Source organism: Pseudoalteromonas sp. KJ63-1 (assembly GCF_055808145.1).
The window spans coordinates 2,243,940-2,264,269 of sequence record NZ_CM147855.1 but is presented as its reverse complement, the minus strand read 5'-3'; the positions used below and the strand labels follow the sequence as shown (position 1 = coordinate 2,264,269).

At 40.6% G+C, this 20,330-nt stretch carries 16 protein-coding genes and 2 pseudogenes; 9 read left to right on the top strand and 9 right to left on the bottom strand.

Features of this window, described 5'->3' with window-relative positions; genetic code table 11:
- The first annotated feature begins 101 nt into the window (after positions 1-101).
- Positions 102-2,003, top strand: coding sequence for a SurA N-terminal domain-containing protein (locus AC0L7Q_RS10805; protein WP_413402678.1), 1,902 nt, complete (start codon positions 102-104; stop codon positions 2,001-2,003).
- A 55-nt stretch (positions 2,004-2,058) separates the two neighbouring features.
- On the opposite strand, the gene AC0L7Q_RS10800 is transcribed toward AC0L7Q_RS10805, so the two are convergent.
- The 6 genes from AC0L7Q_RS10800 to pspF are packed head-to-tail and all read right to left on the bottom strand — an operon-like array spanning position 2,059 to position 8,413.
- A complete protein-coding gene (locus AC0L7Q_RS10800) occupies positions 2,059-2,820 on the bottom strand; it encodes an ATP-binding cassette domain-containing protein (protein WP_413402676.1) in 762 nt (253 codons plus the stop codon).
- Positions 2,820-3,812 (bottom strand): peptide ABC transporter ATP-binding protein, encoded by a 993-nt coding sequence (locus AC0L7Q_RS10795; protein WP_413402674.1) that lies wholly within the window; start codon positions 3,810-3,812, stop codon positions 2,820-2,822. The genes AC0L7Q_RS10800 and AC0L7Q_RS10795 overlap by 1 nt, the downstream gene beginning before the upstream one ends.
- Complete coding sequence (locus tag AC0L7Q_RS10790) at positions 3,813-4,706, bottom strand: ABC transporter permease subunit (protein WP_010388079.1); 894 nt, start codon at positions 4,704-4,706, stop codon at positions 3,813-3,815.
- Positions 4,693-5,727: an ABC transporter permease gene (locus tag AC0L7Q_RS10785; RefSeq protein ID WP_413402672.1), complete on the bottom strand. Its 1,035-nt coding sequence runs from the start codon at positions 5,725-5,727 to the stop codon at positions 4,693-4,695. The genes AC0L7Q_RS10790 and AC0L7Q_RS10785 overlap by 14 nt, the downstream gene beginning before the upstream one ends.
- Positions 5,727-7,334 (bottom strand): ABC transporter substrate-binding protein, encoded by a 1,608-nt coding sequence (locus AC0L7Q_RS10780; RefSeq protein ID WP_413402670.1) that lies wholly within the window; start codon positions 7,332-7,334, stop codon positions 5,727-5,729. The genes AC0L7Q_RS10785 and AC0L7Q_RS10780 overlap by 1 nt, the downstream gene beginning before the upstream one ends.
- Positions 7,335-7,348: 14 nt before the next feature.
- On the bottom strand, positions 7,349-8,413 hold the full coding sequence (gene pspF / locus AC0L7Q_RS10775; protein WP_413402668.1) for a phage shock protein operon transcriptional activator: 1,065 nt from the start codon (positions 8,411-8,413) through the stop codon (positions 7,349-7,351).
- Between the two features lie 186 nt (positions 8,414-8,599).
- Between pspF and pspA the strand changes: the two genes are divergently transcribed.
- The 8 genes and pseudogenes from pspA (at position 8,600) to AC0L7Q_RS10735 (ending at position 15,201) form a co-directional block, all read left to right on the top strand.
- Positions 8,600-9,259 carry a phage shock protein PspA gene (gene pspA / locus AC0L7Q_RS10770; protein WP_010388087.1) on the top strand — a complete coding sequence of 220 codons (660 nt, stop codon included), beginning with the start codon at positions 8,600-8,602 and terminating at the stop codon, positions 9,257-9,259.
- Positions 9,260-9,322: 63 nt separating this feature from the next.
- Positions 9,323-9,556 carry an envelope stress response membrane protein PspB gene (pspB, locus tag AC0L7Q_RS10765; RefSeq protein ID WP_138605052.1) on the top strand — a complete coding sequence of 78 codons (234 nt, stop codon included), beginning with the start codon at positions 9,323-9,325 and terminating at the stop codon, positions 9,554-9,556.
- Positions 9,553-9,954 (top strand): envelope stress response membrane protein PspC, encoded by a 402-nt coding sequence (pspC, locus tag AC0L7Q_RS10760; RefSeq protein ID WP_075169626.1) that lies wholly within the window; start codon positions 9,553-9,555, stop codon positions 9,952-9,954. The genes pspB and pspC overlap by 4 nt, the downstream gene beginning before the upstream one ends.
- A gap of 63 nt (positions 9,955-10,017) precedes the next feature.
- On the top strand, positions 10,018-11,436 hold the full coding sequence (locus AC0L7Q_RS10755; RefSeq protein WP_413402665.1) for a YcjX family GTP-binding protein: 1,419 nt from the start codon (positions 10,018-10,020) through the stop codon (positions 11,434-11,436).
- Complete coding sequence (locus AC0L7Q_RS10750) at positions 11,433-12,458, top strand: TIGR01620 family protein (protein ID WP_413402663.1); 1,026 nt, start codon at positions 11,433-11,435, stop codon at positions 12,456-12,458. Before AC0L7Q_RS10755 ends, AC0L7Q_RS10750 begins: the two co-directional genes overlap by 4 nt.
- Before the next feature lie 145 nt (positions 12,459-12,603).
- Positions 12,604-13,784: pseudogene (gene megL, locus AC0L7Q_RS10745) on the top strand (methionine gamma-lyase).
- 238 nt (positions 13,785-14,022) lie between these two features.
- Positions 14,023-14,820: a phenylalanine 4-monooxygenase gene (phhA, locus tag AC0L7Q_RS10740; protein WP_008111003.1), complete on the top strand. Its 798-nt coding sequence runs from the start codon at positions 14,023-14,025 to the stop codon at positions 14,818-14,820.
- Between the two features lie 36 nt (positions 14,821-14,856).
- Positions 14,857-15,201, top strand: coding sequence for a 4a-hydroxytetrahydrobiopterin dehydratase (locus tag AC0L7Q_RS10735; RefSeq protein WP_008111000.1), 345 nt, complete (start codon positions 14,857-14,859; stop codon positions 15,199-15,201).
- Positions 15,202-15,473: 272 nt separating this feature from the next.
- Here the strand turns inward: AC0L7Q_RS10735 and AC0L7Q_RS10730 are convergent, their stop codons facing one another.
- From AC0L7Q_RS10730 to glnD, 3 genes and pseudogenes are all read right to left on the bottom strand, one after another.
- The gene (locus AC0L7Q_RS10730; protein WP_473697719.1) at positions 15,474-16,469 is read right to left on the bottom strand and encodes a tetratricopeptide repeat protein; all 996 of its coding nucleotides are present in this window, start codon (positions 16,467-16,469) and stop codon (positions 15,474-15,476) included.
- A 300-nt stretch (positions 16,470-16,769) separates the two neighbouring features.
- On the bottom strand, positions 16,770-17,597 hold the full coding sequence (gene dapD, locus AC0L7Q_RS10725) for a 2,3,4,5-tetrahydropyridine-2,6-dicarboxylate N-succinyltransferase (RefSeq protein WP_008110994.1): 828 nt from the start codon (positions 17,595-17,597) through the stop codon (positions 16,770-16,772).
- Positions 17,598-17,606: 9 nt separating this feature from the next.
- Positions 17,607-20,224, bottom strand: a pseudogene (gene glnD, locus AC0L7Q_RS10720) ([protein-PII] uridylyltransferase).
- Positions 20,225-20,330: the final 106 nt, after the last annotated feature.

Below are 20,330 nucleotides of genomic sequence, written 5' to 3'. Positions count from 1 at the left end.
TAACCGCCAGTTACTTCAAGTGAAAAAGCGTATCTGGTAAGATACGCTTTTTTTACATATGACAAGGTAGAAAATACCTTGCTCAGAAAAGAGATAAACAAATGCTTGAGAAAATCAGAGAAGGTTCGCAAGGGCCGGTAGCCAAAGTCATTTTAGGCGCGGTGATTTTATCTTTTGCCTTAGCTGGGATCGGTAGTTACTTAGGTCAAACCACAGAACAACCCGTTGCTGAAGTAAATGGAATTAAAATTAGCCAAACAGAATTTAGCCGTGCGTTTCAAAATGAACGTAGCCGCTTAGAACAACAATTTGGTGAGTACTTTACCCAAATAGCAGCTGATCCAACTTACATGGCTCAAATCCGTCAAGGCGTGATTGACCGTTTAGTACAACAAGAATTACAAAGCCAGCTAGCTGCCGAGCTTGGTCTTCGCGTAAGTGATGATAGTGTTCGCAAAACAATTTTAGAGCTACCTTATTTTAAAATTGGCGACAAGTTTAATAACGACCGTTATTTACAAGTTATTCGTCAAATGAACTTTCAACCTGACGCATTTCGTGAGTACTTGCGTGATGATATGACGCGTAGCCAATTAGTATCTGCTGTTGCGGGTACTGACTTTGCGCTTCAAAATGAGCTTAAATCAGCCATTGCACTGCAACAACAAACCCGTAGCATTGATTACTTAGTAATTGATAAACAAACAATGCAAGCTGATGTTGAAGTTACAGAGCAAGAAGTTGCAGATTACTATGAATTAAATGCAGGTCAGTTTTTATCACCTGAGTTAATTTCAGTTAATTACATCGAACTAAATGCAGATGATATTAATGTAGCAACGGTAAGCGAAGACGATGTGAAAGCATATTACGAGCAGAGTAAAGCGCAATATGTTGAACCAGAAAAACGTCGTGTGTCGCATATTCTAATCGATAATAGTGAAGATGATGATGCGGCTAAAGCGAAAGCTGACTCTTTACTTGCCCAGCTTAATGCAGGTGCTGATTTTGCTGAGCTAGCAGAGACATCTTCAGATGACATTGTTAGTGCCGAAATGGGTGGCGATTTAGAGTGGATTGAACGTGATGTTATGGAGCCTGCATTTGAAGATGCAGCATTCGCATTACAAAATAAAGGTGATTACTCTGACGTAGTTGCCTCTGAGTTTGGGTATCACATCATCAAACTGACTGATCTGCAAACTCAACAAGTTAAACAGTTTGATGAGGTTAAAGCTGATTTACGTGCTGAACTTGAGCAAGCTGAAAAAGTAGATGCTTTTTACGATAAGCAAACAGAAATGGGAGCATTAGCCTTTGAGATTTCTGATCGCTTAGACGATGCTGCTGAAGTGGCGGGTGTTGAAGTACAGTCTACTCCTTTGCTTGCGCTTAGCGCACTTCCTGAGCCGCTTAATAATCCGGCGGTAATTACTGCATTATCATCAGTTGAATTACTCGAAGATAAAGTGAATTCAGAAGTGATTGAGCTTGGTAATGAGCACGTAATTGTGGTGCGTGTAAATGAGCACCAACCTGCGGCAACCAAAGCATTAAGCGAGGTAAGTGAGCAAATTAAAACACGCTTAGTAAATGAAAAAGCGTCAGACCTTGCAAAAGAAAAAGCACGCACCTTATTTGCACAAGTAAAAGAGGGTAAGAGCTTAAACGATGTGGCTGCTGAGCAATCACTAAGTGTTCGTCAAGAGTCGCAACTTACTCGTGAAAGCTTTGCAGTTTCGCCTGCTATTGTAACCCAAGTATTCAAAATGGCACATCCTGGTGATGCGGCTGTGTATGATGTGGTTAACTTAAATAATGGTGATGCCGCGATTGTTGCGCTTAATGCGGTAAATGATGTACCAGTGAGTGATAACATTGAGCCACAAATGAAGCAAAACATTACCATGGCGCAAGCACAGAAAAACTATACGGTATTCATTGAATCGCTTAAGCAACAAGCAGAGCTTAATGTACCAAAAGCAGCTCAACCGGCTGAATAAGTAATAGCTAAATTAAAAAAGGCGCCAATTGGCGCCTTTTTTGTTTTTTAACACATTAACAACTCAACAAGCGCTGGGTAACCTTTGACTGCGGGTTTTGAAAAATAGTTTCTGTAGCACCGTATTCAACAATCTCACCTTTATTGAGTACCACCAACTGGTCGCTAATATGGCGCACTAAACTTAAATGATGGGTGATCAAAATATAAGTTAAGCCAGTTTCAAGCTGTAGTTTAAGTAATAGGTTAACTATTTGCGCTCTTACAGAGGGGTCAAGCGATGAAAGTGCCTCATCGAGCACAACGACCTTAGGATCTAATATAAGCGCGCGAGCGAGCGCTACACGCTGTAATTGCCCCACACTAAACATATGCGGGTAGTATTGCTGGTGGTCAACCAGTAAACCCACTTTAAGCAACGTACTACCTATTTTTTCACTGCGTTGAGTTTTATCAAAATCAGTATTAAATTTTAGGCAATCATCCAGCATTTCAGCAATGGTCACTGCTGGGTTTAATGAGGTGGCGGAGTCTTGAAAAATCATTCTGATAAAACGACACTGCGCATCACGATTACCATTATTTTCAATGGTGTTATTTTCTAATAATATTTGCCCGCTATCGGCACTGTATGCACCCACTAATAATTTAGCTAGGGTACTTTTTCCTGAGCCTGTTTCACCAATTATGGCTATCGTTTCACCTTTACCAATACAAAATGAGATGTTTTTTAAAACATCAAACTTTTTACGGCTAAACAGACCCGCTCGCATATTAAAGGCTTTTGATAAGGCTTGAACTTTCAACAGAGGTTGCATTATTTAATGTCCTTGATCAGCGGAAAGTGACAGGCGTAGCTATGACCATGATGCTTTGAAAGTTTAGGCGCAACCACACATTCTTTTTGTGCTTGTGGGCAACGTGGACCGAGTCGACAACCAATCGGTAAATGTTGCAATGTTGGAATAGTGCCTTTAAGCGCATAAAAGGGTTCTTTATGGGCTAAACCATGCTCATAATCAGGTAGGCTTTTTAATAAAGCTTGTGTATACGGATGACGAGGTTGGCTAAAGATGCGGTGTGTTGGGCCAGCTTCAACCATTTGCCCGCAGTACAGTACATGGATACCATGCGACCAATTAATAATTTCTTCTAGTTCATGAGAAATCATCAAAATAGACATGTTCTTTAGCTGGTTTAAACTTTTTAATAACCTAAACACCTGTGCACGGGTGGTGCTTTCTAGTGCGGTTGTAGGCTCATCTGCAATGAGCAACTTTGGTGTGCGGGCAATTGCCATGGCTATCATGACCTTTTGGCATACGCCCTCAGAGAGCTCATGCGGGTAACTATCAAGCACCGCTTCATGATTTTTAATACCTACTTTATGTATTAAAGCTTTAACACGGTCTTTACGCTCTCGGTTGCGTTTTAAGAAAAACCCTTTAGCAGCCACTTCAGGTAGTGTTTCAGCGATTTGATTGAATATTTTTGCAGTCGGATCTAGACAACGACTGGGATCTTGGTAAATCATCGCAATGTCTTGGCTAACCGTTTTACGGCGTTGCTCTGGTGTTAAGCGCATTAAGTCAACACCACGCCAATGCATTCTATCTGCGGTTATCACCCAACGTTCATTAAGCACGCCGACAATGGCTTTTGCAATTAAGCTTTTACCAGAGCCTGATTCGCCCACTAAAGCGTGTACTTCACCTTCTTTTAAACTAAAGCTTACGCGGTCAACAGCGCGAATGGCAGTTTCAGACGTTTGAAGTTCAATGGTTAAGTTTCGAATATCTAGTAACTGCATTTAATCGGCCTTACGCGCTTGTAAAACTTTGCGAAGTCCATCGCCCACTAAGTTTGTTGAAAGAACCGCTAAAAATAGCAGTACGCCCGGCAATGCTACCGTCCAGGGTGCTAAATATATAAGTCCTAAGTTCTCTGCTAAAATAGCGCCCCATTCAGTGGTCGGTGGCTGTGCACCCAGTTTTAAAAAACCTAACGCTGCAATATCTAAAATAGCAGTAGAAAGCGCCATCGTAAAAATAACCACAATATATTCATACACGTTAGGGAAAATTCCGCGTGATAAAATATGCCATTTAGAGGCACCATCTAAGCGGTAAGCTGTAACATAATCTTTGCCAAGTTCGTCAACTATCAGGTTTCTAATCGAATGAATAAATTGAGGCAACAGGGCCAAAATAATTGCCCATACGGTATTCATTAATCCAGGGCCGAGTATGGCAATAATAATAATGGCCAGTAATAATGAGGGAATTGAAAGCGTTACGTCCAGTAAATGGTTCAAAAAACTAGAACGTATGCCTTTACTGATCCCAGCAAAGGTACCTACCAACACACCAATAACAGTGGTGATCAGTGCAGCTACAACCGATAACCCAAATGTATATGTGGCACCATTCATTAAACGAGAGAGCACATCTCGGCCTAAATCATCGGTGCCAAGTATAAACCGCACATCGCCCATTTCATTCCACGAGGGTGGCAGTAGTAGTGCATCACTGTGCTGTTGGTTTACCCCATAAGGTGCAAGAAAAGGCGCGGTAGCCGCTAACAAGCTAAAGGCAATAAACACCCACAAACCAACCAGTGCAGGGTGGTTATTTTTAAACTTTCGCCAGAGTCTCGCTAATGGCGACTTATTTGAATCTTCTGAAAATAAGTTAAACTTTGCCATGCGCTTGGTTCCGAGACAGAGGATCGAGTAGGGTGTAGGTCAGTTCGGCCATAATTGTGGCAATAATAATAAATAAAGAGACAGCCATTAATCCACCTTGTATGGCAGGATAATCACGTTGATAAATACTGTCTATTAACCAACGACCAATCCCAGGCCATGAAAAAATAACTTCAGTAATCATCGCTAGGGTGATCAAGGTACTAAACTGCAAACCTATTTGTTTTATAACCGGTAGTAAGGCATTTCTTAGGGCGTGATGAATAATAAGCTGTCCACGAGTAAGCCCTTTGGCGCGAGCCGTTTTAATGAAATTTTGATCCATTACTTTTAACATTGATTCGCGGGTAAAGCGCACTAATACCGTGGTTGGATACATAGCAAGTACAATAGTGGGTAAGGTAAGGTGATGCAGCGCATCTAACATGGCCAAGCCATTGTAAGGAAAATCAGCGAGTAAAATATCAAGTAAAATAAACCCTGTGCTCGCAGGTATCTCATACAACAAGCTCACTCGCCCCGACATGGGAAACCAGCCAAGTTTGAGCGAAAAAACCATAATTAATAATAATGCCAGCCAAAAAATTGGCATAGAATAGCCAATCATCGCTGTAGAGCTAATAAATTTATCAGGCCATTGTTTATTATATGCCGATGCTAAAATACCCATAGGCACACCCACTACCACCGAGATAACTAACGCGTAAATACTTAGTTCTAACGTTGCAGGGATTAAATCAATTACATGGGCGAAAACACTGCCCCCCGAGGCGAATGACATTCCCCAGTCCCCTTGTAAAATTCGTCCTACAAAGGCGATGTACTGCATAAAGTAGTTACTGTTAAACAAGTACTTTTCTTCTAACTGCGCATTTTGGGTAAAGTTAGTATCTGGTATGCCGCTTAAATTACTAAGTGGATCGCCGGGAAATAAGTAACTCAACGAAAAGGTAAAAATGCTTAGTAGTAACACCATAAAAAATAACAGTCCGAGGCGGCGTAAAATATAATCTAAGATCATTATCTTTTCCTCGCGTTAGCCAACGAAATAGCACCGAATGGCCCTAAGGTAATACCCTCAACGTCTGCGCTACTTGCTTGAAAACGCATGCCGTGGGCAATTGGCAGTAGAGGCAATTGTTTGATGATCATGCTCTGTGCTGCGTCATAATATTGTTTACGTAAATTTAAATCTGTGGTGTCTAACGCTTTGGTTAGCAGTAAATCAAATTCTGGATTACACCAGTTTGCTGGGTTTTTGCCGCTGAATGTCGCAGTACAACTTAATAATGGGCTAAAAAAGTTATCGGGATCAGGCGTATCAGCTGCCCAACCTAATAACACACTGTCGTGGCGATGCTCCCCAATGCGTTGAATAAAGGTGTTCCATTCATATTCTACAATGTTTACGTTAACGCCAATTTTGCGTAAATCACTTTGCATTAGCTCAGCCATTTTGCGGGCGTTGGGGTTATAAATACGGCTTACGGGCATAGCCCAAATGCTCATATCAAAGCCTTTTGGAAAACCGGCTTCAGTTAATAACCTTTTTGCCAACTGTGGGTCAAAAATAGGCATGTTTTTTTGTAGTTCAAACGCCCATGACGTAGGCGGAAGAATAGACTGTGCACGCAAGCCATTACCGTAATACACCGCCTGCATTATTTTATCTATATCAATGGCATGAACTAATGCTTGACGTACTTTTAGGTTATCAAAAGGTGGACGCTCGGTATTAAATGCCCAGTAACCAATATTTAAGTTAGTTTCTCTTTCAACATTAATATCATCACGCTGCGCTAAGATACTTAATTGGGCACTGCTTGGGTGTGCAGTTACATCACATTCTTTGGTCAATATTTTTGCGATACGGGTGGTACCATTTGGAGTAATGTCGTACACCAATTGCTCAAGGGCAACATCATGTTTCCAATAATCAGCGTTTTTATAAAAGCGTACTAAATGATCGCGTCGATACTCTTTGTAAATATAAGGTCCCGTACCAATTGGGTATTGGTCAAATAAGTTTTCTTGATTATTAGCTTTAAGCGCCATGGCATATTCTTTAGAAAGCACTACAGCAAAATCGGTCGCCATATTGGCTAAAAAGCTACTTTCGGCATTAAATAATTCAAACCGGACTTGATGATCAGATACTCTAACAATTTTACGAATTAGCTGGTCAATCCCCACACTTTGAAAGTAAGGGTAATTAGCATCGCCAATAAAGTGATAAGGGTTATAAACGTCAAATAATCGGCTAAAAGTAAATATCACATCATCAGCGTTAAATTCACGGCTAGGAGTGAAATAAGAGGTGGTATGGAACTTAACTCCTTTGCGCAAAGTAAAGGTAACCGATTTACCGTCTTTACTGATTTTCCAATCAGTGGCAAGTTCACTCTTAAACTCAGCGGTTATGGGATCAATACTAATTAACCGGTCGTATAACTGGTTAGCAATAATATCGATAGTTGACCCTGTGGTTGTGACTTGTGGATTGAACGACACAGGGTTAGCCTCGGCGCAATAAACAAGACCTTGGTTTTTTTCTTCTAAGATTTCTTCTTTACTATCAATGCAACCTACTAAGCTCAATGATATTAAAGCAAGTAATAATTTATGCACCCGCACAACCTCTACTATTCTAGCAAATTGTATTTTTTCAAATAACCACGTAGTTGATGATACGTTAAACCAAGTACTTCTGCAGTCTTCTTTTGATTAAATTGGCTATGTTCTAATGCTTTTTTTATTAATGTAATTTCAAATTCATTAGAGAGCGTTTTTAAGTCGCATGGAAACTCAGGTTCTTTGATACTTGAACTCAATGCTACAGGCGCTTCTGCAGGTTGAGCATGAGTAGTCGGTTCAGATTGTATTATAGCAGGTGCTTGTGCATGTTTTATGCGGGCTTTAGGTCTAAAGCGACTTTCGAATGGGTCTAAAATAATTTTATGTACAGGAATATGTTCATTGCCGTGGCGATACAGACTTCGCTCCACCACGTTTTTAAGTTCACGGACATTACCTGGCCACTCATAACTGAGCAAACTTTCTTGTGCACTGCGGGTAAAACCACTAAATAGCTCCCACTCAAGGTCTCGTGCCATATTCATCGCAAATTGTTCTGCCAGTAACATAATGTCATCTTGACGTTCACGCAGTGGCGGTAAGGTGATCACATCAAACGCGAGCCTATCGAGTAAATCGCTTCTAAATTCACCTTGCTCGGCTAAATGTGGCAAGTCTTCATTGGTTGCACAGACTAAGCGAGTATCTACTTTAACGGTTTGCTTGCCGCCAACACGCTCAAATTCACCATACTCAATCACTCTTAGTAGCTTTTCTTGAACCATGGCAGAGGTATTTGCTAACTCATCTAAGAATAAGGTGCCGCTATTAGCACGTTCAAAGCGGCCTTCATGGCGTTTACTTGCGCCTGTAAAAGCACCACTTTCATGACCAAATAATTCACTCTCGAGTAGGTTTTCGTTTAATGCCGCACAGTTAAGCTTGACGTAACTTTGATCCCAGCGCTTGGATAAAAAGTGTAAACGTGCAGCAATTAGCTCTTTACCCGTGCCACGCTCACCAATAATGAGTACGGGTTTATCTAGGTTAGCCAGTTGCGAAACCTGATCAAGCACCGATAAAAAGCTGTCTGATTGGCCAAGTAAATTGTCCTGTTGGCGATATTGACTCATATTTCCTAACTCTTAGTCATTTTTACTAACAGTTAGTGTATTTCATTATGAGAGATAACAAAAGTAATTTGTAATATACATTTAACATATTGAAAATAAATGGTATTTTAAAATTATAAAAGTTGGCAAGCATATTGATACTAATAAAAGCAGACACATTTAGATTAAATAATAGAGGTATATGTTATGGGAATTTTTTCACGTTTTGCAGACATTGTTAATTCTAATATCAATGCCATTTTAGATAAAGCAGAAGATCCTGAAAAAATGGTTCGTCTTATTATCCAAGAGATGGAAGATACACTTGTAGAGGTACGCTCTACGTCAGCAAAAACCCTTGCTGAGAAAAAAGAATTAGTACGTCGCGTAGATACACTAAAAGCCCAAGTAAGCGATTGGCAAGATAAAGCCGAATTAGCACTGAGCAAAGATCGTGATGATTTAGCTCGCTCAGCTTTACTTGAAAAGCAAAAATCAGCAGATGCAGTCGCTGCAGTAGAAAGTGAACTTGATCATGTAGAATCTCATATCGAGAAACTACAGCAAGAAGTGACTACGCTACAAGAGAAACTAGCGGACGCTAAAGCACGTCAAAAAGCTATTATTTTACGTCAACGCTCGGCTGAGTCGCGCCTTGAGGTTAAAAAAGCACTTGATAGTTCTAAAGTGGATGATGCACTTAATCGTTTTGAACGTTACGAAACCAAAATTGATGGGCTAGAATCTCAAATAGAGTCTTATGATTTGGGTAAACAAACGTTAGCAGATGAAATTGCTGATTTACAAAAGAATGAAAAAATTGACGACGAGTTAGCTGAACTTAAAAAGAAACTCTCGAATAAATAAATATAAAACAGGGGCCTTGTGCCCCTGACATCAACATTGAATACGGATTGTCAGGAGAGGATTATGTTTGATCCAGAGATACTAGTTGCACCCTTTATCTTGTTTATGATTTTTGTTGCACCACTGTGGTTAATTTTACACTACCGAAGCAAAAAGCAGGTAAGCCAAGGGTTAAGCGAGCATGAGCATCACCAGTTATTGGAGCTTGCTCAAAAAGCTGAAAAAATGACTGATAGAATCGAGACATTAGAAGCGTTACTTGATCAAGAGTCACCGCAGTGGAGACAAAAAGTATGAACACCAAACGCGAATTATTAAGAGACCCACAACGCGGTAAAATTGCCGGTGTATGTGCGGGATTAAGTGACTACTTTAATATGGAGTTATGGTTAGTTCGCATTATTTTTGTTAGTGCTGTACTACTAACCGGTGGCCCATTATTTGTGGTAGCGTATATTGCAGCGTGGTTTATTTTAGATAAAAAACAACCCAGTGCTGTAAATAAAACACAATCAACGTATGGCGGTGATCCGCTAGAAGTAAAATTTAAAGTATGGCAAAAAGGCGAGCCACCGCGTCGTGCGCTGCAAGACTTAAAAGAGCGATTAACCCGTGTAGATAGCCGCCTTCAAAACATGGAACGCTACGTTACTTCAAGCGAGTTTACGGTTAGCCGTGAAATTAATAAACTTTAAGGGATTGATAAGCACCTTGTTTGCAGCGTGATCAATGACGGCAACTAAGGTGCAAAACACTTTATGAGCCAATCATTTGCAAAAAAGACCTTTAAAAGCGTTAAAGGCAAAGCCCAAAAGGCCCTGCACCGTAGTTTAGATCAACACGTTAAACTTGCCGTAACAGGGCTGAGCGGCAGTGGTAAAACTGCGTTCATTAGCGCGCTAGTTAAACATTTAACCTCTCAGGCGAATGACAACAACTTACCTTTTTTTGATGTAATGCGTGAACATCGCCACATTGCTACTAAAATTGTGCCGCAAGAGGCATTGAACGTTCCTACCTTTGATTATAACCGCGCAATAAGTGCTTTACTGCCAAGTGAAGGCGACCCTGCATGGCCCGCTTCTACCGAACGAATAAATACTTTACGTTTGGCGATTAAATATCAAAGCAACGCGGGTCTGCGCGGTCATTTCTCACCACAATCGACGCTGTATTTAGATATTATTGACTATCCTGGTGAGTGGTTGCTGGACCTACCTATGCTCGCGCAAAGCTTTGAGCAATGGTGCGAGCAACAATATCCATTGCTAAGCCAAACGCCACGTAACCAAAGCTCAGCTGAATTTTTACAATCCATAGAGCAGCTTGATTTAGATGCACCGGTAGATGAAAACGCACTGGCTAATATTGCAAAATGTTATCAAACCATGTTGGTAGGGCTAAAAAAAGACACTAAGCTTGCCATGTTACAGCCAGGGCGAATGTTAATGCCGGGCGACTTGCAAGGTGCACCATTATTATTATTTTTTCCAATTAGCCCTGAAAAAATAAGTGACGATGTAGTAGCAGGTTCTAACTTAGCGCATTTAATTAAACGTTTTGATGCTTACGTTAAAGAAGTTGTTAAGCCATTTTATAATGAGCATTTTCGCCATTTTGACCGTCAAATCGTCTTGGTAGATGTACTTAGTGCTTTAAATGAAGGCTATGAAACGCTAGCTGAGCAAAGTCGAGTTATCAATCAACTATTGTCACACTTTAGCTATGGTGATTCTGGTTTTTTTAAACGCTTGTTTAAACCTAATATTGATAAAATATTATTTGCTGCTAATAAGTCCGATCACATCAGTGCAAAGTATCACAAAGATCTTGCACTGTTACTCGATTCGTTAGTTAAAGAGCAAAGCAATCACTTAAAATTTGATGGGGTTAAAATAGAAACACTGGCGATGTCGTCAATCGCTGCCACTGTGTCTCGCCAAGTGGTTGATAAAGGGCAAACACTCGACTGTATCTATGGCAAGCCATTGAATGAACAACAGTGGCTAACTTACCTGCCTCCTCAGCCGCCGAGCAGAATGCTTAATAAAAGTGAGTGGCCAGCACATGGGTTTGAGTTTTTATCATTTGCACCTATGCCAAGCCCAGATCAACAGCTTAAGCACATTCGCTTAGACCATGTGATGCAGTACTTGTTAGGAGATAAGTTAACATGAGTGAGTCAACACACCAATTTCAAGCTGGGCGTCGTATTAATGCCCAAAATATTGAGCAAAATGAACCAGATTTATTAGCGGCTAAAGTCGTAGAGCAGGGACAAAGTGAGCAGCCTAGCAAAGATAGCGACGAGCTAATTGAACCTGAAATCGATATTGAGCCTGTATATAAAAAGTCTAAGTGGCAAATCCTTAAAGGCCTATTTGCACTGAGCTTTATTGTTTTAATATTACTTGAGTTCGCATTTTCAATTGTATTGGCGTTTCAGCAGTCTGTTATTTTAGGTGGGGTGTACTTAACCGCTGTAATAACCGGTTTACTCCTGATATCGCGTTTATTGTGGCGTGAATATAGAATGTTACGCAGCTTAAAGCGTAATCAGCTGCACCGCCATGAAGCTAATCGTTTGCTCAATAGTGAGCAGGTAGGCGGGGCGATACCTTGGCTTGAAAAGCTTAATAAACATCAGCAATTAGATAATTTCGAAAACTTTAAAAATCAGGTCGCTACGCACCACAGTGACAAAGAAATAATGTCCCTGTACGCGAATAGCTTATTGATAACGCAAGACAATCAAGCTAAAAAGTTAATAAACCGTTTTGCAACAGAATCAGCTTTATTAGTTGCTCTAAGCCCAATTGCGCTGGTGGATATGATGGCTGTACTGTGGCGTGGCACTAAATTAATAGAGCAAATAGGCCGCATATATGGCATTGGCTTTGGTTATGCCAGCCGTATTAAACTTTACCGCATGCTTATTAAGCAAGTAATGTTTGTAGGCAGTGCAGAGCTCGTATCTGATTTAGCTGCCACGGCACTGAGTGCTGAATTATTAGGCAAGCTTTCTGGGCGAGCTGCACAAGGTGTTAGTGCCGGTATATTTACAGCGCGTATTGGTTATAAAGCCATGGAATTAAGCCGACCCTTACCGCGTCTTGAAAACAAGCGCAGCTTGTTAAAAGGCACAGTCCAAGGGATTGCGAGTAAAATTATGAGCCGTAAGGGAGCTGAAACTAAGTAGTGAGACTTCGTTGGCAATATTTGTGTACAGCTTTTTGGGTAAAGTTTGCACAAATAGCCATCTGAGCATCCGGCATGCTTGTGATTTTAAGTGCGGTGCGTTTTATTTATGCTATTGACACACATAATAAAAACGAGAACACACAATGAGCAAGCATCATCAAAATACCCAATGTATCCATGGCCCACAAAAAGCAAACGATCCGCATGGCGCATTAACCTCACCTTTGTATCAAACGTCTACGTTTCATTTTGAAAATGCCGCACAAGGTGCTGCCCGCTTTGCAGGTGAAGAGCCCGGTTATATTTACACGCGTTTAGGTAATCCAACCACGACTGAACTTGAGCAAAAAGTGGCGCAATTAGAAGGCTGTGAGGCCGCTGCCGCCACGGCAACAGGTATGGGGGCGGTATCCGCTTCGGTACTAAGCTTTCTATCGCAAGGCGATCACTTAATTGCATCAAGCGCACTGTATGGCTGCACCTTTGCTTTTTTTGCGCATATGTTGCCGCGATGGGGAATTGAAGTCACCTTTGTTGATATGACTAATGAGAGTGAACTGCGCGCTGCCATTAAGCCTAACTCAAAAATGATATTTGTAGAAACACCAATCAACCCAACCATGGCAGTGATTGATTTAGCACTTATTGGTAACGTGGCTAAACAGCATAATTTACTGAGTGTGGTTGATAATACTTTTTGACCCCGCTACTGCAGTCACCAAAAAAGTACGGTATTGATATTATAATGCATAGCGCGACCAAGTATTTAAATGGTCACGGCGATGTTGTTGCGGGTATTGTGTGTGGTTCACTTGAGCATATTACACAGATTAAAATGACCGTGCTTAAAGATATTGGTGCCACTATTAGTCCTCACGATGCGTGGTTAATAAATCGAGGTTTAAAAACTTTAGCTATTCGCGTAGAACGCCATTGCCAAAGTGCGCAAACGATTGCCGAATACTTAGAAGCCCATCCGCAAGTAAATAAAGTGTATTACCCTGGGCTTAAATCGCACCCAGGTTACAAGTATATTGGTAAGCAAATGAAAGCGGCAGGTGGTGTTATTGCCTTTGAAATTAAAGGGAGCTTAACCGACGGTGAGCAGTTTATTGATAGCATGCAACTGTGCACATTAGCGGTTAGCTTAGGCGATGCTGAAACGCTCATTCAACACCCTGCATCGATGACGCATTCGCCATACACTCCCGAAGAAAGACTAGCTGCTGGAATTAGTGATGGTTTAATTCGTTTATCAGTTGGACTTGAAGATGTTAACGATATTATTAACGATCTCAACCAAGCATTTACTAAAATATCTTGAGGTGTAATTTAATGTTTACGCAAATTTCTATCTGTAGGTTCCAATGAATATGGTGTGTGTTTTTATCTTTGCTTTTCTGTAATTATATATTTACGATCTTTGTGATCTGCAAAAGTATTGATCTGCGTCAAGCTATTAAACTTTTGTTCACTTTTGCATAGTATGGCTACATCGAATAGCCAAGCATTTGGCTGTTATTTTGACACCGATTTAGGGTTTTATCCCAAAGAAGGTATTTATGGCTAAAGCAAGTAATTACACCTCCAAAACACCTGATGAAAATGGGGTTATACATTGGAGCGATGAAGAAAATAAAATTTGGTCTGAGCTTGTAGCACGCCAACTTGCGTGCATTGAAGGCAAAGCCTGTGATGAGTACATGGAAGGATTGAAAAAAATCAATCTGCCTCATGATCGTATCCCACAGCTGAGTGAGCTAAACGAAGTACTTTTAGCAACCACAGGTTGGCAGGTTGCACCTGTACCTGCACTTATCGATTTTGATGAGTTTTTTAGGTTACTCGCTAACAAGCAATTTCCTGTAGCTACCTTCATTCGTAGCCGTGAAGAATTTGACTACTTACAAGAACCCGATATTTTTCATGAGATATTTGGTCATTGTGCCATGCTAACCAATCCTGACTTTGCAGAATTTACCCATAAGTATGGGCAACTAGGATACGCGGCAGAGAAAAAAGATCGCGTTTATTTAGCGCGCATGTACTGGTTTACCGTTGAGTTTGGTTTGATGCAAACTGAAAAAGGATTACGTATTTACGGTGGCGGTATTTTATCAAGCCCAGGGGAAACCCAATACGTGTATTCAGATACACCAGAGATTAATCCAATGAATGTGCTAGATGTGCTGCGTACACCTTACCGTATAGACATTATGCAACCATTGTATTACACGATTAATTCGATTCATGATCTGTTTGAAATATCTCAAATGGATATAATGACTTTAGTTGAGCAAGCTAAATCACTTGGTTTGCACGACCCTAAGTTTCCTCCAAAAGAAAAATTAGCTAGTTAATTTTTGAAAAAAGTAACGCTAAACTAAGGATTTAAAATGTCTTCATTAAGTGCACAAAAATGTGAAGCCTGTCATGCAGATGCGCCAAAAGTATCTGATGCTGAATTGGCTGAATTAATTAAAAAAATCCCTGACTGGGTGCCAGAAGTACGCGATGGTATTATGCAGTTAGAGCGCGTTTATAAGTTTAAAAACTTCAAACAAGCCATTGCGTTTACCAATAAGGTAGGTGATATGGCTGAAGACGAAGGGCATCACCCGGGTTTATTAACCGAATGGGGCAAAGTAACCGTGACTTGGTGGAGCCATTCAATTAAAGGTCTGCATAAAAATGACTTCATTTGCGCTGCTAAAACAGATGATGTATTTAACGCGCTGTAATTAATTAGATTTGAGTAAATAAAAAGGCACTTCACAGTGCCTTTTTTATTTTTGTGGTTATTAAGTTAACCTGAGTATTGGTCAAGAGGCTTTGTAAGGTATTGAATTAAAATGACATTTATTTTTATCTTCTCTGGCCTATCTTATTATATATTCCGTTTGTTAGCCAATTCAGTAGCTTGTTTTATATACTTATATTAGAAGTAAAAAAGTAGATAAAAGTTAGTTTATAGGCTTCTAACTAAGCTTAGCTGAACGTTTGTGACTTAAAGCTATAAACTTTTCTCCCAATTGCATTGCTTTACTAAGTTAAACCAAGGGCTGGTAAACTCTTTAGCCGTAATAGGCTCAGGTAGTGCTAAAGTAACATCAAGTTTTTTAGCTAGATAATGTGCTACTAGCTGTTTCATTTTATCGCTTTCTAATTGCTCATATGCAGCTTGAAGCTGATGTTTATCTTTTTGACTTATAAACTCGCCAGTTAAATTTTTGTAGCCTAGTTCAAGCCAAATTAGCAGTGCTTGTTTAGACTTGTTGGGGAATGCATGAGTCAACGTTGCCGTTGGGGTATAGAGTCGATCAAAGTTAAGCTGATGTTCTTGAATTAAAAAAACCATTAATAAATTAAGCCCGGTTGAGATTTGCCCTGCGCGTTTATCAAGATTTTGGTTAAGGCTTAATGCACTTCTAAAGTAGCGTTCAGCGTTAGCAACATTGCCTTCATCAAGTGCTAAAGAGCCCAAATTATTTTTTATAAGTGCTGTTACATTAGGAAGTGTTAATTGTGTTGTGAGATCAAGATTATTTAAGTATAAAGCACGCGCTTTAGCAAAGTCGTTTTGCGAGCGAGCAACCAGTGCCATACTGTTGGTGAGTGTTAATCGTTGGCGATCGTTTTGCGCATATTTATAAGCACATTTAAATGAGAGCTGGGCATCGTTTAAATATTCAGCATGGCGCAGCCATATTCCCAAGGCACTCATTATGGTGGTCAATTTATGTTTGAAGTAGTCATCTTGATGATACTGAAATATTGCGTCAATCGATTGATAAAGCCGTTCATAGCGACTCGTGGGCACCGCTGTTCGGGCATAAAGCAGATGCCAGCGTATAAATAGCGCAGCAGGAGCTGTATTTAGTTCTGTGAGATTTTCAAGAATAATTATTGATTGTGCAGGATTAACAACAAGATAATCTTCGGCTTCGTTAAGTTTAGCTTTAAACGATGTAAAATCATTAGCCATAGCCTGTGTTGAACCTAATAACACTAACCAACCTATAACGAAAAGGCGCAACAACTTATCCCCAACAAGCCAATCATGGTTCATTCAATATAGATGCTGGTATCTAACAAAGCAATGCGATTAAAGGGTACAGATTTGTGATGAGGTATTTTAAAAGCATTAAAAAAGCCCTAAACCTATACAAGCTTGGGGCTTTTTGTATGTAATTAAATTTTAGCGAATACACTTAACTTTAATGTGTCGTTGGGTTTCGTTTTACTCTACCTAACCTACGTTTAACATCAAATTATTCAGTGCTTACAGCTAAAAACTTACAACGGCTCATTAATCATCAATTGAGCGAAGCAGAGCGTTAATGCCTACTTTTTCGCGTGTTTGTTGATCAACTTTTTTCACAATAATCGCAGCGTATAAACTATGAGTGCCATCTTTTGAAGGCAGAGCTCCTGGAACCACAACAGCACCAGCAGGTACGCGACCATAATGAATTTCACCGGTTTCACGGTCGTAAATGCGGGTACTTTGGCTAATGTAAACACCCATTGAAATAACCGCACCTTCTTCAACAATAACGCCTTCAACAATTTCTGAACGTGCGCCAATAAAGCAGTTGTCTTCAATGATGGTAGGATTTGCTTGTAGCGGCTCTAAAACACCGCCTATGCCCACACCGCCTGATAAGTGTACATTCTTACCAATTTGAGCACATGAACCTACAGTGGCCCATGTATCAACCATAGTGCCCTCATCAACGTAAGCACCAATGTTTACATACGATGGCATTAGTACAACATTCTTCCCTACAAAACTACCTTTACGCGCTACGGCGTTTGGTACCACGCGCATGCCGCCTTGCTGAAATTGCTCCGGCGTATAGTCGCTAAATTTAAGTGGTACTTTGTCGTAGAATTGATTCACGCCATCATTCATTGGTTGGTTTTCACGAATTCTAAATGAAAGCAGCACGGCTTTTTTAAGCCATTGATGGACAACCCATTCGCCAGAAATTTTTTCTGCAACACGCGCTGCGCCACTATCTAATAGCTCAAGTGCATCAATAATTGCTTGTTTAACATCGCTTGATACGGTTGCTGGGCTAATGCTGTCGCGGTTATCCCACGCATTTTCAATCATGGTTTTTAAATCTGACATAGTGTCCTCTTATTCAATTTCGGCGTTGAGTTTTTTACGTAATGCCTGATGAATTTTTGCTTGCTCTTCATCAGTCAGCGCTTGATATTCGTTATTAGATACCACAAAGAAATCTTCTGCGCGCTCGCCTACCGTGGTAATGCGTGCGGCATGTATGTGGAGTAAGTAAGCTTGGAAAACCTCGGCTATTTTAGTTAATAGCCCGGGTATATCAACCGCTTGAATTTCTATTAAACTACGGTCCTTACGAGGGTGCGGGCGCAGTACAATTTTTGGTTTAATATTAAAGTCTTTAAAGCGTTGTGAGCGGCTCTTTTTAAAACGTATTTTTTTACGCGGATCATTCAATGCTTGCTCTAATCCGCGTTTAATAGATTGTGCACGGCTACTGGCAATTGGGTCGCCATTAACTTCTAAAATAACAAAGTTAAACAGTACGTAGCCATCTTTGGTGGTCAGTACTTGGGCGTGTTGAATTTGTGCTTTTTTAGAGCCAATAACACTGACTAATCGAGCAAATAGTCCACCTGAGTAAGGGCTGTATGCAAATACTTGAGTACCGCCATGCATTGCTTTATTCGAGACAATAACACTAGGTAGGCTCAAGTCAGTGCATTTTAGTAAATGCTCTGTATGCCACGAAATTTGTTGTTCACTAAAGGCGGTAAAGTAATTCGCTTTAAAACGACTCCAAGTTAAGTCAATTTGTTCCTCGTGATAATGCAAATTAATCAGGCGTTGCTTAGCTTGATGCTTCTTATCTCGAATTTGGTCGCGTTGATCCATTGGATTTTCAAGCCCAAGACGCAAAGCGCGTTGTGTATGTAAGTATAGCTCACGAAGTAGCGTGTTTTTCCAGTCATTCCATAAGTTGTCATTGGTAGCGCGTATATCGGCGACCGTTAAACAATAGAGGTAATCGAGCTGACGCTCTGTTTTTACTCGCGATGCGAAATCTTTTATTACATCTGGGTCGTTTATATCTTTACGCTGCGCCGTAACTGACATAAGTAAGTGATTGCTAACAAGCCAAGAAATTAACTTACCATCGGATGATGCAAAGCCATGCAATTTAGAAAAAGCAATGGCGTCAACAGCGCCCAGCTCAGAGTGATCCCCCCACGTCCCTTGGCAATGTCGTGGAAAATACCGGCTAAATACAGTAGCTCCGGTTTATCCATACGCGTGACAATTTCGCTACAAATTGGGAATTCGCTAATCCCGGTTTTATCAAAATACTGATAAATATTATTAATTAGCTTATGGGTGTGTTCATCAACCGTGTAGGCATGAAACAAATCAAACTGCATTTGGCCAAAAATATTTCGCCACTGCGGCAAATAAGCGGCAATCATGCCGTGTTTGTGCATCAGCGTAAAAGCACGTCCCATACCATTAGGATGCTTTATGATTCGTAGAAAAGCTTCTCGGCAGGCCGCGTAGTCTTGTAGGTCGCCCAATAAACGACGACGAACTTGGCGAATAGTGCGAATAGTGCTCGGGTATATATGGGTGATTTCTGGATGGTCAGCAATATGCTCAAACAATACAAAAAGTTGATCGCGCCTAAAGAATACTGATGGGCTTTTTACTCGAATTTGATGGCCAACGCGCTCAAAGTTGAGATCGAGTTCTTCAACGGTCGCTTGACTACTGTCTGGCGAAATACTTTGCTCAAAATACGAAAGCAACATCTGGTTGAGCTCTCGTACTCGGCTCATAATTCTGAATAAGCGTTTCATCATGCGCTCAACCGAAGCCTTACCATCGCTACCAAAGCCTAAAATTTCTGCAGCTTGGGGTTGGTGATCAAACAATAAACGGTTTTCTGAACGTTCTGCAGCTAAATGTAACGCAAAACGAATATTCCATAAATTTTCAAGACACTCTAACAGCTCTTGATATTCCTCGTGGGTCAGGTAGCCGTGATTAATTAGCTCTTGCAGAGTTTCGGCTCTAAAGTGCTTTTTAGCCACCCAAATAATAGTTTGCAGGTCGCGCAGACCCCCTGGGTTTTCTTTTATATTTGGTTCTAGATTATAGGCTGTGCCGTGGCACTTTCTGTGACGCAAATTTTGTTCTTGTATTTTTGCAACAAAAAATTCACCTGAGCCCCAAACCGGTGTTTCAATAATATGGTTTTTGAGTTTTTCAAACTCAATATGATTGCCAAAAATGAGACGGCTTTCTAATAAGCTGGTGGCAAAGGTAACGTCTTCACGTTTTTGCTCGATGGCTTGTTCAATAGTACGAACACTGTGGCCTATCTCGAGATTAAGATCCCACAACATAGTGACAAACTGACCGATTTTTTCGCAAATATCATCATTAGGCTGTTTCGTAACAAGTAATAAAAAGTCTATATCAGAGTAGGGGTGTAGCTCGCCACGACCATAACCACCTACTGCTATCAAAGCGAGATCTGGTTCGTGAGCTAAATCATAAACTTGGAAAAGTTTGATCAGCAGTCGGTCAATAAATTCTGCACGGGCATTAATTAATTTACCAACCGGTTGTTTTGAGAATTCATTATGCAACCATTTATAGAAATAGGCGGAGCAATCGCGGTAATCGCTTAATTGCTCAGCATCATTGAGCAACTTTTTTACTTTGTTAGGTAATGCCACTTAGGCTGGCTCCTATATATGGACTGCATTATAAGTTTGAGATTTATTTTTATAATATATTTGCTGTAAGGGCAATAAGTTATGTTAGCCCCTTACAGCAAACCAC

Coding starts and splice junctions, on each gene's coding strand:
- AC0L7Q_RS10805 (WP_413402678.1), top strand. CDS start 102: ATGCTTGAGAAAATCAGAGAAGGTTCGCAAGGGCCGGTAGCCAAAGTC.
- AC0L7Q_RS10800 (WP_413402676.1), bottom strand. CDS start 2,820: ATGCAACCTCTGTTGAAAGTTCAAGCCTTATCAAAAGCCTTTAATATG.
- AC0L7Q_RS10795 (WP_413402674.1), bottom strand. CDS start 3,812: ATGCAGTTACTAGATATTCGAAACTTAACCATTGAACTTCAAACGTCT.
- AC0L7Q_RS10790 (WP_010388079.1), bottom strand. CDS start 4,706: ATGGCAAAGTTTAACTTATTTTCAGAAGATTCAAATAAGTCGCCATTA.
- AC0L7Q_RS10785 (WP_413402672.1), bottom strand. CDS start 5,727: ATGATCTTAGATTATATTTTACGCCGCCTCGGACTGTTATTTTTTATG.
- pspF (WP_413402668.1), bottom strand. CDS start 8,413: ATGAGTCAATATCGCCAACAGGACAATTTACTTGGCCAATCAGACAGC.
- pspA (WP_010388087.1), top strand. CDS start 8,600: ATGGGAATTTTTTCACGTTTTGCAGACATTGTTAATTCTAATATCAAT.
- pspB (WP_138605052.1), top strand. CDS start 9,323: ATGTTTGATCCAGAGATACTAGTTGCACCCTTTATCTTGTTTATGATT.
- pspC (WP_075169626.1), top strand. CDS start 9,553: ATGAACACCAAACGCGAATTATTAAGAGACCCACAACGCGGTAAAATT.
- AC0L7Q_RS10755 (WP_413402665.1), top strand. CDS start 10,018: ATGAGCCAATCATTTGCAAAAAAGACCTTTAAAAGCGTTAAAGGCAAA.
- AC0L7Q_RS10750 (WP_413402663.1), top strand. CDS start 11,433: ATGAGTGAGTCAACACACCAATTTCAAGCTGGGCGTCGTATTAATGCC.
- phhA (WP_008111003.1), top strand. CDS start 14,023: ATGGCTAAAGCAAGTAATTACACCTCCAAAACACCTGATGAAAATGGG.
- AC0L7Q_RS10735 (WP_008111000.1), top strand. CDS start 14,857: ATGTCTTCATTAAGTGCACAAAAATGTGAAGCCTGTCATGCAGATGCG.
- dapD (WP_008110994.1), bottom strand. CDS start 17,597: ATGTCAGATTTAAAAACCATGATTGAAAATGCGTGGGATAACCGCGAC.